This is a genomic window from Aliivibrio wodanis (assembly GCF_052920805.1).
Genome location: NZ_JBREXA010000002.1, coordinates 1,646,804 through 1,659,432, shown reverse-complemented (window position 1 = coordinate 1,659,432; position 12,629 = coordinate 1,646,804). Strand labels below are relative to the sequence as shown.

Here is a 12,629-nt window from a genome sequence, read left to right as displayed (position 1 = left end):
GTTTGTTTGTTAATCACTTACTAATTATTAGTATTATTTTTGTGATGTGTTATCCAAATGTCTCTCATTTATCTGAGCTAATAACTTTGATTAATCCTTGATTAATGGCTTGCTCGCATGCCAAACGAATATTATTGCTAGCGAAACTTGCGGCTGGCGCATTATCAATAGCTCTATAGTGAACCCATTGACTACCAGAACTCTCTTTGCTTATTGTAGAGGCTGTATTGGTCGCCATGAGTAATATATCAATTAATTCTCTATCATTGATAGCGGTGTAAGCTCGAGGTAAGAACGGATATTCCACAATGCCAATATTAACCGTTCTCTCAAGTATGATTGTTGATTCAAATGCGTTTATCCATGATTGGATTGTTTCTGCGGTTTCTTGAGCGCTGCATGTTGAATCTGATTTGTGTTCAATATATAGAAAACTCGCATCAGAGAAGTGATAAATTCGACTAGGTAGTGTAACAACTGTGGATAAATAATCACCAAATTCTTTTTCTATTGATAAGCCTTCTTGATAACCATGTGTAAAGTACAGCTCTTGAAGCATAGGAATATGGAACAGAGTGAAGCGAAGGCGATCACTTAATGGTTCGTTGATTAACTCACCTAAATGCCACTGTTCAATATTAGAGCTACTTTGCTGTAATGATGATGGTAGTCTTTCTGTCAGTAAGCGTAAATTACGTAACCCGCTACGTGGATGAGTGTAATATTTGTTTAATAACAGGTGTAAACGTTTTTTTAAAAAACGATTTACTTGCTGTTTTCTAAATGCATAAATTGAAATTAACGTCAGTAATACGACTAAAAAACCTGCTATTTTTTGAATTTTCCGAGTTTGTAGATGGTTCTCTTTAAGCTGCGCTTCTAGGCCTTGATAGTGCAAAGACTGCTCAATGATGCTTTTCTGTTGCCTAAATACTTCCTCATTAATTTCATTTTGAATCGCTTGAACTGATGAATTTACTGTTTCGTATTCACGTTGTGCTTTCAATGAAAGTTCAAATAATCCCATTGTTTCATAGGTTTCAGATAAGAGTTTTTGAGATTGTAATTTTAACGACTTATTCTTATCTGCTTGACTGAACTTTATTGCGTATTTTATTTTTTGAATTGCCTGTTCTGGATTATTTTGAACTAGATTGAGCTTTGCTTCTAAGAGAGCTGCACTTGCTTTATATTTTGGCAACTTTACGTATTCATTTAAGTTATTAGCTTGTTTAAGGTAATGTTCACTAAGCGCATAGTTATAAAGTAAAAAATAGGTGTTTGCGATATCTAAGCGAAGAGAGATCAATTTGTTAGCATTGTTTTTTTCTTTCTCTTGATCGAGAGCATTAAAATACTGTACAAGGGCTAGATTAAAGCGGCCTTGTTTTAGGTGTATTTGAGCAATTAAAATCAGTACGTTTGAAAGTTGCTCATTATTATTATATCGGCCATAAAACTCGGCAGATTGCGATGCGTGCTCAAGTGCCTTATCAAGAACTTGTCGTTGGAAAAATAACTCACCTAAAAGAAAGTTTGTTCGTGCAAGTTGGCCACTTTTGTCGGCTTCAATAGATTGCCAATAAGCGTTAAGTAACTCAGTAAGAGCTTGATCAAATTGTTTATTTTTTAAGAAATGATGACCATAAGAAATATGGTAAAAAATCATGCTGCTTGGATCATTTAATGAGCCACCATGAGACATAGCTTGTTTGTAGTATTTTTGAGCTTTACTATTATTATTCAACTGCGATTCAATTTCGGCATGAATTAATGCTAACCCAAAATATAATTTTTGGTGAATAGCTATTTTTTTATTGTATTCAGTTAGTTCTTGCTGGATATCATCTAGAATAACCTTTGCTTCAGAAGCATCTTTAGTCAACTCCCACCAAAGATTAGCATAGATGAGTTTTGATTCTAAGTATCCTGATTTTAAATTAAAGTCTTTAGCCAGAGTTATGGCTTGTTTGATCGCTTCTATTGATTCTCTATTTCGATCAAGTCGCTTATTTGCAAGAGCCATAATTTGAAAGGCTTCGACTGTACTTATAGGAGTTCGCACAGTACGTTCTGAATCATTGTTGATTTGAATTCGATTTGGGTCTTGTTCTGGAGAAATCTGTCGTTGTTCTAAGTATTGCTCAGCAATCGCTCGAGATTGTTCGGGGGTGGTATCTAATAATTGGTAAGCGTCATTTAAAATAGGCGCAGAGAAAAATTTTGCCCATGAAGAGCTTGGGAAAAAAAGTAAAATAAGAAGAAGGCACTGACGCAAAGACATGTAAATGATCCACAAAAAAACAACCATTACATACTAGCGATGTGGCGATATTTGTCTACTAAGAATACGAACCAAAGTAGACAAAATGTATCATTTTAGAGGCTTTTCACGTGTAAATTATTATTGTCGAGCTAAACGTAGATTATGCTTAGGCTCAGCTAAATGTGAACTACGGAACGGATTGATGTCTAAACCACCACGGCGCGTATAACGGGCAAATACGGTTAACGAACTTGGCTTACAGAATTTCATAATATCAGTATAGATACGTTCTACACATTGCTCATGAAATTCATTATGTTGACGGAATGAGATTAAGTAACGAAGTAGCTTTTCACGATCAATTTTATTTCCTACATAGCTAATCTCAACACTGCCCCAATCTGGTTGGTTGGTAATTAAGCAGTTAGATTTTAATAAATGGCTGTGTAAGATTTCTTCAACTAATTCTTCAGATGTGCTTGATTGTAAGTAGTTAGCATCAAATTCATAATTATCAATAACGATATCTTGATTATCAATACACTCACCAGTCATATCAACAATAGGTTGTTGTGAGTAAGTTTGAACGGGGTGGATCTCAACTTTTACATCACCACCTGCACAGGCACTTAAATCTTTAATTAAGGTGCGAGTAACTTCATCCCATGATGTAAATTTAGTTTGGTTAAAGCTGTTCAAATATAATTTAAATGACTTTGATTCAACAAGATTAGGGCTGGTTGCAGGTAGAGTGACATCGCCAACGGCTACTTGAGGTAAACCGTTTTGGTTTAACCAAGATAGTTCATAAAGCGTCCATACATCACAACCAACAAATGGCAGTTCATCACTTAAATCCAGATCGTCTCGGTTTAGACTACGAGGGACGGCTTGCAGTAATTCAGGCTCATAGCTGTGTTTATATTCGGTTTTTTGGCCAAGAGTCAGAGATTTTAGCTCATCAGCGTTGGTGTATTTAGTCATATTGAAAATGCCAAAAGTAGATTAGAATAAGAATAACGGAGTAAACAGGCGTTATTCATTTAATGTCACCTAGTTTACTTGAATTTTTGCCTTATTAGGAGAATCGAATGCCACTTTCGGTAGAGCAAGCGCTTGCTAACTTTAGTCAACGTTATGTCGAAGCATGGAAAACAAAACATAATAGCCTTCCGATAAATGATGAATTAGTGGGATTAGCTTCTCCTTGTATTGATGAAACACGTGATTTAGAGATCTCATGGCAGCCTATTGCTCGTGAAGAGAGCATTCGATTAGTTAATATCGAAAAAGGCATTGAATTAGATCTTCATGATGATTTTCATGCCTTTTATGGTGCTCAATTTAGCGCAGATATGACCGCTAAATTTGAGGATATGAATATCGAATTACTTCAGATTTGGAGTGATGAAGACTTAGAAAACTTACAAGGTAATATGCTTGGTCATCTTGTGATGCAACGTAGATTAAAGTTAGTACCCACATTATTTATTGCCGTGACTGATGATGAGATGGAAGTTATTTCTATTTGTAATCAGTCAGGCGAAGTGATTTTAGATACGGTTGGAACAAAGAAACGAAAAGTATTGGCTGAGAATATGGCTGAGTTTTTAGAAAAACTTGAACCTGTTGTTGAGTAAGTTTGGCTTTAAATAGATAGATAAATGCCATGATTTAATAGATTCCGATAAATGTATTTGTCGGAATTTTTATTTTAAAGATGTTAGGAAAGAAGCGGTAATGTTTGTAACTGAATTAGATTTTGAAGTGTATTGTGATACCTCAATGGCAGCAGTAGAAAAAGCCATCAACTATTGTTTAGATTGCCTACGCTATAACGGACAAGTGATTGGACGAGAGTTACCAGTCTTAATGAAGGGCACTAACTTTGTTGCTCGTGTTATTTGCCCAGAAGAAGACTCGCTTCATCCTGATAACCACAGCCCACAAGTCAATCTAGCATTCAAACAATTAAGTGATTTTGGATTACTGCAACCAAAAGTAAAAGTCGTCGGTCAAGATATGAACTCTGATCCAAGTGATGAGAGTGAAAAAGTAAGTTGGCAAATTCTTTACACGACTCATTTACATACCTGTTCGCCTATCCGTCATGGTGAAACTTTTCAACCAATTCCTCTTTATCGCTTGCCTGCGGTTGCCAATGGTGATCAAAAGCAATTCATCAAATGGCAGGAAGATTGGAGTGCATGTGATCAACTACAAATGAATGGCTCAGTGGTTGAACATCCTGCATTGCATGAAGTTAGCTCAAGTGAGAGTCGCTTATTTAAACGCGGTTGGGACTTATGTCGTCGTATGGCGGTAGTCAGTGGAATTCCTACTTACCTATATATTTATCGTGTTGGTGGCGAAAGCAAAGAAAAAGAACTTGCTCGTAAATGTCCAGTATGTGACGGTGAGTGGGCGCTAGAAGAGCCAATTCATGAAGTGTTTGATTTTAAGTGTGATGAATGCCGATTGGTTAGTAATCTGTCTTGGGATTTTAAAGACTGATACAGAGACATATAAAGATTGATAAAAATGGGAGCTCGTTATGAGCTCCCATTTTTTATCTTTAAACTTCTATTTTTTAACTATTTATTTTTTAAATTTAGCAAGAATACGATCTAGCTGATTGGCAAACTCACGTCGGTCAGTTTGCGATAGGGCTGCAGGGCCACCAGTTTGTATTCCACTGGCGCGCATTGTTTCCATAAAATCACGGATATTCAGTCGAGCTTTAATAGTCGCTTCAGTATAAAGCTCACCACGAGGGTTCAACACTTGAACTTTTTTTTCGATTAACTCTGCTGCCAGAGGGATATCACCACTGATCACTAAGTCGCCGGCTTCTGAGCGTCTTACGATTTCGTCATCTGCTACATCAAAGCCAGATTCAACCTGTATTGATTTGATATTGAAAGCGGTTGGTACCGGAATATAGTGGTTTGCAACAAAAGTTAGTTGGATCCCTGTACGTGTAGCCGCGCGACAAAGTACTTCTTTGACGACTTTTGGACATGCATCAGCATCTACCCAAATTTGCATTATTTGTTCTCCAGAGCAGTTAAACGTTGCGATAACTCTTGTACTTGAAGTTCAAGTTGAGCAATACGTTCATCTGCTGTTAATGGGGTCTCTTTTACTTCAATTTTCGGAATGTTTGAAGTCGACTTAAAGGATTTAACCGCAGTAATAATGGCTGGCATTGGTACTTGAGTTGTTAATCGTGAGCGAACAAGAGCCGTTGTTGGTTTTTTTCCTTCATCGGTCAAGTCTTGCAATATTTTTTGCAGTTCATCCGTTACGTTTTTCATTATGACGTCCTATGTTTCATATGAACTCATGATAACTAAAGATCAACACTTCTACTATAAGAATAAATATGTGATCTAGATCTCTCTATTTAAGGAAGCTTATTGAAAGGGTAGTGGATGAATAGGAATTACTATGTGCGAGATCTCTTACATAAAAGGTGAGAAATATCGTTTATTTAATCGTAAATAAGTACTTAGGTTTATCTAAGTGTTTGTTTTTAAATCAAGTTTATTTTATTTTTATATGCTGTAATGAGTACTTAATAAAAAAAATGCTACTAGAGCATTGTTCAAAAAAGTCAAAAGCGTAATCTTATTGGTGTCGGAAGGATGCTGACACGGAACAGGAATTCACCAAGGATTTGGTACGCTTCAGGATGAGGCACTCGGTTACTTAGGATGAGTAATCGGCATGGAAAGCAAAATTGGACATCGAATGGATTCAATAGTAACTAGGATGGTTACTACTAAGGAAAGACAATGGACACCTCTAGGATAGAGGAAGGATTAAACATCAGGATGATGTAAAGGACACCGCTTAAGGATTAAGTGAAGAGAGTTAGCGATGGATTGTTAACGGATCAGGATTCGATCATGGACACCGCTAGGATAGCGATGAAAGGAATACGCTGACGGATTTCAGCATACTATCAAGGATTTGATGCACGGAGCACCATAAGTAGCCGGATCGCTGCGAGTAGAGTTATGACCCCATTAGGCAAAAGCCTAATGGGGTTTTTCTTTTTTAGCTAAAAATGCATCTTAATACTCTTCAGCCATGCGATACGGTGGCAAATTAAACTTTGCAGCTTTAAAGCCTACCATGATCAATTTGCCCGTATAGTGATCATCACCAACAGAAGAAAATTCAAATTCATACGTAGTGTACAAACGTTTCTTGCCACTTGGTAAGCGAAAGCCATAAGATCCTCTTGCGACACTTAATAGCTGCAATTCCATTTTTTTACAATAATGTTGAATCGCTTGGTGTGCGTATTCTGATTGCCTTCTTTGTTGCCAAAAAAGAAAACAGAAAAAGGTTAAGCCAAGTATCGCAAAAAGATTATCCATATAATTAGCTCTTAGTAGTTTGCTGTAAAGTTAATAACGCATCTGCAAGTTTTGGATCCGCTTCACCATGAAGGATTTGTAGCATACACATACGTAATTTAGGTTGCATGACCAAATCGGAAAACAGTTGATTGAACAGTTGTTGATCACCTGTTTGAGCTAAACGAAGTAAAAATAAATTGGCCGTCGCAACATCTTCTAATCCAGTCCAGCAACGACCAGCAATTGCCACCAATACTTCAGGGTGACTTAGACGTTCACTCGATAAAATATGAGTTAATGCTTGAGTTAGGATTTTTGTATCTGCGCCAGAAAGTGCACGAATATGTGCAGATAATAGAAATAGATCGGTACTATCATCGTTACAAAGGTCACTAATAATGTCTTGCTGCTTTAGGGCTAATTTCTCTGGCAGATCAATGTGCTCTAAGCAGCCAAGAGTGGCATATAAAACCGTAGTTGGTAAATATGACAATGCTTTACGTAATGCAACGCCATTATTTTCTTTATCAAGATTTGCACAGACATCTGCTAAACCCTGCACTCCAACAAACTGCCAATTATCCCATCCATTATTGCCAGAAAGGTAAGTTTGAGCGTGTTCGTAATATTGGCTCATTGGCTGTTTCAGTGTGGTACGTAATACACTGTGAAACATAGCCATTTTGTCGTCTTTAGGCTTAAACGTGTATGGATTACTTGAAAGCTTTTGTTGCTGCTCTTCGTTTAAATCGCCACTTAATGACACACCAATTGCTTCAACCACATACTTAATAAAGTTACCGATATCACCTTGTTGTAATAAACCGCGTTCATCTAAAGGAAGTTTTAAAAACCAAATCCAAGGTTGTTTACTTTTATTCCAATAAGCTATCGCTAAATGAGCATGACGTTGAAGAGGATAAGGATAAGGTTGCTGAGCCGCTTCTATGGATTCAAATTGTTTATTTGAAATAGGTTGTACACGACGACCTAAATCATAAATTGTGTATTCACAGTCTGATTGTTGTATCAGTTGGCTAAGCGTATAAATCTGGTCCATGATATGTCTTATTCTATGGTTAATGTCGTGATTATACCCAAGCCTTGATAAGATGGTATCCTTTGTCATTAAAAGTATCAGAGAGTGCGAGTTCAATCGGTTATGACAGCATCGTTAGTATTATCAGAGTTACTAGAGCAGTTAGCTCAACAATTGGAATATCATGGACACTGGCAAATTACAGCCCCATCGATAGCTGATTTATCAAGTACAGAACCTTTTTCAATCGACACCTTATCTGCTACTGAATGGCTACAGTGGATTTTCATTCCTAAAATGAATCAGTTAATTTCTCATGGTCAACCGACGCCAAAAGGATTTTCGATTGCGCCTTATATTGAAGAAGCATTAAAAGATGTTGATGGTTACATTGAAATTGTTCGTTTATGTCACGCCATTGATGCATTAGGTAAATAAAGTGAATACAGAAGAAAACGCAGTGACTCACGATGAGTTATTAGAAGAGAAGGTTGAGCCAATTGAGCTTGAGATTGTTTATCGTGACGAGCACTTAATTGCGATAAATAAACCTGCGGGAATGCTAGTACACCGCTCATGGCTTGATAAACATGAAACTGTGTTTGCTATGCAGACATTGCGAGATCAAATTGGTCAGCATGTTTTTCCATTGCACCGTTTAGATAGACCTACATCAGGTATATTGTTTTTTGCATTATCAAGTGAGGTTGCCGCTCAAGTTTCACCGCTATTTGCGAGTCGAGAAATTAAGAAAACTTACCATGCGATAGTTCGTGGCTGGATAGAAGAAGCGGATACACTGGATTATCCTCTTAAAAAAGAGCTGGATAAAATTGCCGATAAAAAAGCATCAAAAGAAGTTGAAGCAAAAGAAGCGATAACGGAATACAAACCATTAGCTAAGGTAGAGCTGCCTTATTCAACAGGTAAGTTTCCAACCAGTCGTTATTGTCTAATGGAGCTTAAACCTCATACGGGCAGAAAGCATCAGCTCCGTCGTCATATGGCACATTTACGTCATCCAATCGTAGGGGACACGAGTCATGGTGACGGTAAGCACAATCGATTATTTAAAGAAAATTTAGATAGCCATCGTTTGTTATTGCATGCATCAGAGTTGAGCTTTACTCACCCAATTACGGATGAAAATATCATAATAAAAGCAAGTGTTGATGAAACGTGGCAGAGATTAATGGCAGAGTTTGGTTGGGATATTGAGTTGTAGAATTACGTTCAAAAAAAGACAACAAAAAAAGGGAAGTGAGATAAACTCACTTCCCTTTTTTTAATAAAGATTTTTAATTCAAACCTTTATAATCAATTAAGATTATTTAGTCATTGCTTCGCTACCGTTTTCACGGATTTTCTTAAGCATAGACTTAACGATACGTGGGCTACCAGCTACTAGGCCACCAGTTTTCATGTAGTCAGTGTTGCCAGAGAAGTCAGTACAGATAACGCCTGATTCACGAGCGATTAGGTCTGCTGCTGCCATTTCCCAAGGCTTAAGGCCAAGAGCGAAGAAACCATCGATGCGAGCTGCAGCTAGGTAACATAAATCTAGAGAAGGACAGCCAGAGCTACGGATATCAGCACATTCAACAAACATTGCGCCTAGTACTTTTGAGTAACTTTCTGCATGTTGTTTTTGGCGGTATGGAAGACCAGTCGCAAGAATTGTTTCGTTCATGTCTTTTAATTCTTGAACACGAACACGTTGGTTGTTGCGTTGAGCACCAGAACCACGTTGAGCTGTGAATAATTCATTACGGATTGGATCGTATACACAAGCAACTTCTGTACGGCCTTTAATGCGAACCGCAATAGAGATAGAGAAGTGTGGGATACCTTTAACGAAGTTAGTCGTGCCATCTAATGGGTCAATGATCCATTGAACGTCAGCGTCTTTGCCTTCGATTAGGCCAGACTCTTCAGAAATGATGCTGTGATCAGGGTAAGATTTCTTGATCATGTCAACAAGCATGTATTGAGCATCGTTTTCGATGTTCGTAATAAACTCGTTATTGCCTTTTTTTGTTGTTTCAATTTTGTCAGTTTGCTCAAAAGATTTAGCAACAAAGTCACCGGCTTTACGCGCAGTACGTATAGCAATATTTAGCATTGGATGCATAGTTATATCCCAAAAGATGTTAAAGAACAGAAATCGCGGCGAGTATACACAAAGTAGTTATCAAAAGGAAGCGTTTATTTTTTGTTCAGTTGATGGGTTTATTATAAAAAAAGCGATTGTGGGTTAAAATCTCTGGCATATAAAGAAGAAAGGGAAATTGCTTTATGATAGTATCCGGCGGCTCTTTTCATCATATGGAAAAATAACATGCTAGATAGAATTCGTATTGTCCTTGTTGGTACTAGCCATTCAGGAAACATTGGGTCAGCGGCTCGTGCAATGAAAGTAATGGGCTTAACTAATATGGTATTAGTTGCGCCAGAGTGTGAAGTTGATGGTCAAGCCATCGCATTAGCTGCAGGTGCAAGTGATATTGCGAATCGAGCGCGTATTGTTAATACCTTAGATGAAGCAATTTCTGACTGTGGTCTAGTTATAGGTTCAAGTGCACGTTCAAGAACACTTGAATGGCCAATGCTTGAGCCTCGTGAAGCTGGTGTAAAAGCAATAGAAGAAGCTCCTTCACACCCAATAGCCTTTATTTTTGGTAGAGAAAGAGTGGGCCTAACCAATGAAGAATTACAGAAATGTCATTTTCATGTGTGTATTCCTGCTAACCCTGAATACAGCTCTCTAAATCTAGCAATGGCTGTGCAAACAATCAGTTATGAAGCTCGTGTGGCGTGGTTAGATAGCATTGCCTATAAAGGAGAGTCTAAGGAAGATGAATATCCTTTAAATTACGAATTAGAATTATTTTATGAGCACCTTGAAAAAGTCATGACAGACACAGACTTTATTAATAAAGCCCATCCTGGGCAAGTTATGAATAAGATGCGTCGCATGTTTAATCGTGCTCGTCCGGAAACACAAGAATTACGTACACTTCGTGGTATTTTAACTGCGGTAGAAAGAAGTATAAAAGAATAATTATCATCAAGATTAATACTTGACTAAAATAGTAGGATAAATACTTGACCAAATTAGTCAGGTATGGGAAACTTCATTCCATACGAATAGTGTGGATATGAGGTAACTTATGAAATTAACTTCGAAAGGAAGGTATGCTGTAACAGCAATGCTCGATGTTGCACTGCATGCTCAAGAAGGCCCAGTGCCACTTGCCGATATCTCGGAGAGGCAAGGGATTTCATTATCTTATCTTGAACAATTATTCTCTAGATTACGTAAAGCCGGTTTAGTTGCTAGCGTTCGAGGTCCAGGTGGTGGTTATCGCTTAGGATTAAAACCTGATGAAATTGCGGTTGGAATGGTTATTTCAGCGGTTGATGAATCGGTTGATGCAACTAAATGTCATGGTAAAGAAGGCTGCCAAGGTGGAACGCGTTGCTTAACGCATACCTTGTGGCGTGATTTAAGCTCACGTATTAGTAGCTTCTTAGATGGTATTACTCTTGGTGAGCTCATGGTTGATAATGAAGTTCAGCAAGTATCAGATAGACAAAATACCGATGTAGCCTTAAATAATGGGTTAGCAACGGGTTCTAAAATAATAAATTCTGTGGGTGTTAATGTCCGCCTTTGACGGTCAAACGTCTGTATTCTCGGAGATGAAAATGAAACTACCAATTTACTTTGATTATTCGGCGACTTGTCCTGTTGATGAGCGTGTAGCGAATAAAATGGTTCAACATATGACAATGGACGGATGCTTTGGTAACCCTGCGTCACGTTCACACCGCTACGGCTGGCAGGCTGAAGAAGCAGTAGATACTGCTCGTGATAATATTGCCGCTTTATTAAATGCCGACCCACGTGAGATCGTATTTACATCAGGCGCTACAGAATCAGATAACCTTGCAATTAAAGGTGCTGCACATTTCTATCATAAGAAAGGTAAGCACGTTATTACTTGTAAAACTGAGCATAAAGCAGTTCTGGATCCATGCCGTCAACTTGAGCGCGAAGGTTACGAAGTAACGTACCTAGAGCCTGAATCAAATGGTTTAGTTGATCTAGCTAAATTAGAAGCAGCAATGCGTGAAGATACCGTGCTTGTTTCTATTATGCATGTGAACAATGAAATTGGTGTGATTCAAGACATCACAGCAATTGGTGAGCTTTGTCGTTCTCGTAAAATTATTTTCCATGTTGATGCAGCACAATCAGCAGGTAAAATACCTCTTGATGTACAGGAAATGAAAGTGGATTTAATCTCTCTTTCTGCTCATAAAATGTACGGACCTAAAGGTATTGGCGCATTGTACGTTCGTCGTAAACCGCGTATTCGTTTAGAAGCACAAATGCACGGTGGTGGTCATGAGCGTGGTTTCCGTTCTGGTACATTAGCAACTCATCAAATCGTTGGTATGGGTGAAGCGTGTCGTATCGCAAAAGAAGAGATGCAAAAAGATTATGATCATTGTTTAGCAATGCGTGATCGTCTTCTTGATGGCGTTAAAGATATGGAAGCTGTACACATTAATGGTGATTTAGACCAGCGTGTACCGCATAACTTGAACATTAGCTTTGAGTTTGTTGAAGGCGAATCATTGCTAATGGCACTGAAAGACCTTGCCGTTTCTTCTGGTTCAGCATGTACTTCAGCAAGTCTTGAACCATCGTATGTATTGCGTGCGTTAGGTCTGAATGATGAGTTAGCACATAGTTCAATTCGTTTCTCATTTGGTCGTTATACGACAGAAGAAGAGATTGATCATGCAATCACACAAATTAGCCAAGCAGTAAATAAACTGCGTGATATGTCTCCATTATGGGATATGTATAAAGAAGGCATCGACTTAAACACGGTTGAGTGGGCACACCACTAACACGGACGTTCCAGAATTTAGAGGTATTTAT

14 protein-coding genes are annotated in these 12,629 nt (G+C 38.0%); 7 read left to right on the top strand and 7 right to left on the bottom strand.

What is annotated here, in order from left to right:
* Positions 1–64: 64 nt before the first annotated feature.
* Positions 65–2,284 carry a tetratricopeptide repeat protein gene (locus tag ACU5DF_RS15595; protein ID WP_045101364.1) on the bottom strand — a complete coding sequence of 740 codons (2,220 nt, stop codon included), beginning with the start codon at positions 2,282–2,284 and terminating at the stop codon, positions 65–67.
* A 120-nt stretch (positions 2,285–2,404) separates the two neighbouring features.
* A complete protein-coding gene (gene queF / locus ACU5DF_RS15590; RefSeq protein ID WP_446713496.1) occupies positions 2,405–3,250 on the bottom strand; it encodes an NADPH-dependent 7-cyano-7-deazaguanine reductase QueF in 846 nt (281 codons plus the stop codon).
* Positions 3,251–3,357: 107 nt separating this feature from the next.
* Between queF and syd the strand changes: the two genes are divergently transcribed.
* Positions 3,358–3,906, top strand: a complete 549-nt coding sequence (gene syd / locus ACU5DF_RS15585) for a SecY-interacting protein (RefSeq protein WP_446713495.1) — start codon at positions 3,358–3,360, stop codon at positions 3,904–3,906.
* 100 nt (positions 3,907–4,006) lie between these two features.
* Positions 4,007–4,780 carry a Zn-ribbon-containing protein gene (locus ACU5DF_RS15580; protein ID WP_446713494.1) on the top strand — a complete coding sequence of 258 codons (774 nt, stop codon included), beginning with the start codon at positions 4,007–4,009 and terminating at the stop codon, positions 4,778–4,780.
* A gap of 84 nt (positions 4,781–4,864) precedes the next feature.
* Here ACU5DF_RS15580 and ACU5DF_RS15575 read toward each other — a convergent pair whose 3' ends face one another.
* From ACU5DF_RS15575 to ACU5DF_RS15560, 4 genes are all read right to left on the bottom strand, one after another.
* Positions 4,865–5,314: a YaiI/YqxD family protein gene (locus tag ACU5DF_RS15575; protein WP_446713493.1), complete on the bottom strand. Its 450-nt coding sequence runs from the start codon at positions 5,312–5,314 to the stop codon at positions 4,865–4,867.
* The gene (locus ACU5DF_RS15570) at positions 5,314–5,583 is read right to left on the bottom strand and encodes a hypothetical protein (protein WP_446713492.1); all 270 of its coding nucleotides are present in this window, start codon (positions 5,581–5,583) and stop codon (positions 5,314–5,316) included. The genes ACU5DF_RS15575 and ACU5DF_RS15570 overlap by 1 nt, the downstream gene beginning before the upstream one ends.
* 762 nt (positions 5,584–6,345) lie before the next feature.
* On the bottom strand, positions 6,346–6,654 hold the full coding sequence (locus ACU5DF_RS15565) for a DUF3301 domain-containing protein (protein WP_446713491.1): 309 nt from the start codon (positions 6,652–6,654) through the stop codon (positions 6,346–6,348).
* Positions 6,655–6,658: 4 nt separating this feature from the next.
* Positions 6,659–7,696 (bottom strand): DUF3549 family protein, encoded by a 1,038-nt coding sequence (locus ACU5DF_RS15560; protein WP_446713490.1) that lies wholly within the window; start codon positions 7,694–7,696, stop codon positions 6,659–6,661.
* A gap of 102 nt (positions 7,697–7,798) precedes the next feature.
* On the opposite strand from ACU5DF_RS15560, the gene ACU5DF_RS15555 reads away from it, so the two are divergent.
* Complete coding sequence (locus ACU5DF_RS15555) at positions 7,799–8,113, top strand: YqcC family protein (protein WP_446714255.1); 315 nt, start codon at positions 7,799–7,801, stop codon at positions 8,111–8,113.
* A gap of 1 nt (position 8,114) precedes the next feature.
* Entirely contained in the window at positions 8,115–8,900 is a 786-nt protein-coding gene (truC, locus tag ACU5DF_RS15550; protein WP_446713489.1) for a tRNA pseudouridine(65) synthase TruC, read from the top strand.
* A 102-nt stretch (positions 8,901–9,002) separates the two neighbouring features.
* Here the strand turns inward: truC and suhB are convergent, their stop codons facing one another.
* Positions 9,003–9,806 carry an inositol-1-monophosphatase gene (gene suhB, locus ACU5DF_RS15545; protein ID WP_446713488.1) on the bottom strand — a complete coding sequence of 268 codons (804 nt, stop codon included), beginning with the start codon at positions 9,804–9,806 and terminating at the stop codon, positions 9,003–9,005.
* 207 nt (positions 9,807–10,013) lie between these two features.
* Here suhB and trmJ point away from each other — a divergent pair, with 207 nt between their 5' ends.
* The 3 genes from trmJ (at position 10,014) to ACU5DF_RS15530 (ending at position 12,598) form a co-directional block, all read left to right on the top strand.
* Positions 10,014–10,736, top strand: a complete 723-nt coding sequence (gene trmJ, locus ACU5DF_RS15540; RefSeq protein WP_446713487.1) for a tRNA (cytosine(32)/uridine(32)-2'-O)-methyltransferase TrmJ — start codon at positions 10,014–10,016, stop codon at positions 10,734–10,736.
* 109 nt (positions 10,737–10,845) lie between these two features.
* Complete coding sequence (iscR, locus tag ACU5DF_RS15535; RefSeq protein WP_045101375.1) at positions 10,846–11,352, top strand: Fe-S cluster assembly transcriptional regulator IscR; 507 nt, start codon at positions 10,846–10,848, stop codon at positions 11,350–11,352.
* A gap of 31 nt (positions 11,353–11,383) precedes the next feature.
* The gene (locus tag ACU5DF_RS15530) at positions 11,384–12,598 is read left to right on the top strand and encodes an IscS subfamily cysteine desulfurase (protein ID WP_375321887.1); all 1,215 of its coding nucleotides are present in this window, start codon (positions 11,384–11,386) and stop codon (positions 12,596–12,598) included.
* The last annotated feature ends 31 nt before the right edge of the window (positions 12,599–12,629 follow it).

Excerpts from the sequence above, each read along its gene's own strand:
- ACU5DF_RS15560 (WP_446713490.1), bottom strand. The coding sequence starts at position 7,696 with ATGGACCAGATTTATACGCTTAGCCAACTGATACAACAATCAGACTGT.
- suhB (WP_446713488.1), bottom strand. The coding sequence starts at position 9,806 with ATGCATCCAATGCTAAATATTGCTATACGTACTGCGCGTAAAGCCGGT.
- iscR (WP_045101375.1), top strand. The coding sequence starts at position 10,846 with ATGAAATTAACTTCGAAAGGAAGGTATGCTGTAACAGCAATGCTCGAT.
- ACU5DF_RS15555 (WP_446714255.1), top strand. The coding sequence starts at position 7,799 with ATGACAGCATCGTTAGTATTATCAGAGTTACTAGAGCAGTTAGCTCAA.
- queF (WP_446713496.1), bottom strand. The coding sequence starts at position 3,250 with ATGACTAAATACACCAACGCTGATGAGCTAAAATCTCTGACTCTTGGC.
- ACU5DF_RS15595 (WP_045101364.1), bottom strand. The coding sequence starts at position 2,284 with ATGTCTTTGCGTCAGTGCCTTCTTCTTATTTTACTTTTTTTCCCAAGC.
- ACU5DF_RS15570 (WP_446713492.1), bottom strand. The coding sequence starts at position 5,583 with ATGAAAAACGTAACGGATGAACTGCAAAAAATATTGCAAGACTTGACC.
- ACU5DF_RS15575 (WP_446713493.1), bottom strand. The coding sequence starts at position 5,314 with ATGCAAATTTGGGTAGATGCTGATGCATGTCCAAAAGTCGTCAAAGAA.
- syd (WP_446713495.1), top strand. The coding sequence starts at position 3,358 with ATGCCACTTTCGGTAGAGCAAGCGCTTGCTAACTTTAGTCAACGTTAT.
- trmJ (WP_446713487.1), top strand. The coding sequence starts at position 10,014 with ATGCTAGATAGAATTCGTATTGTCCTTGTTGGTACTAGCCATTCAGGA.
- ACU5DF_RS15530 (WP_375321887.1), top strand. The coding sequence starts at position 11,384 with ATGAAACTACCAATTTACTTTGATTATTCGGCGACTTGTCCTGTTGAT.
- ACU5DF_RS15565 (WP_446713491.1), bottom strand. The coding sequence starts at position 6,654 with ATGGATAATCTTTTTGCGATACTTGGCTTAACCTTTTTCTGTTTTCTT.
- ACU5DF_RS15580 (WP_446713494.1), top strand. The coding sequence starts at position 4,007 with ATGTTTGTAACTGAATTAGATTTTGAAGTGTATTGTGATACCTCAATG.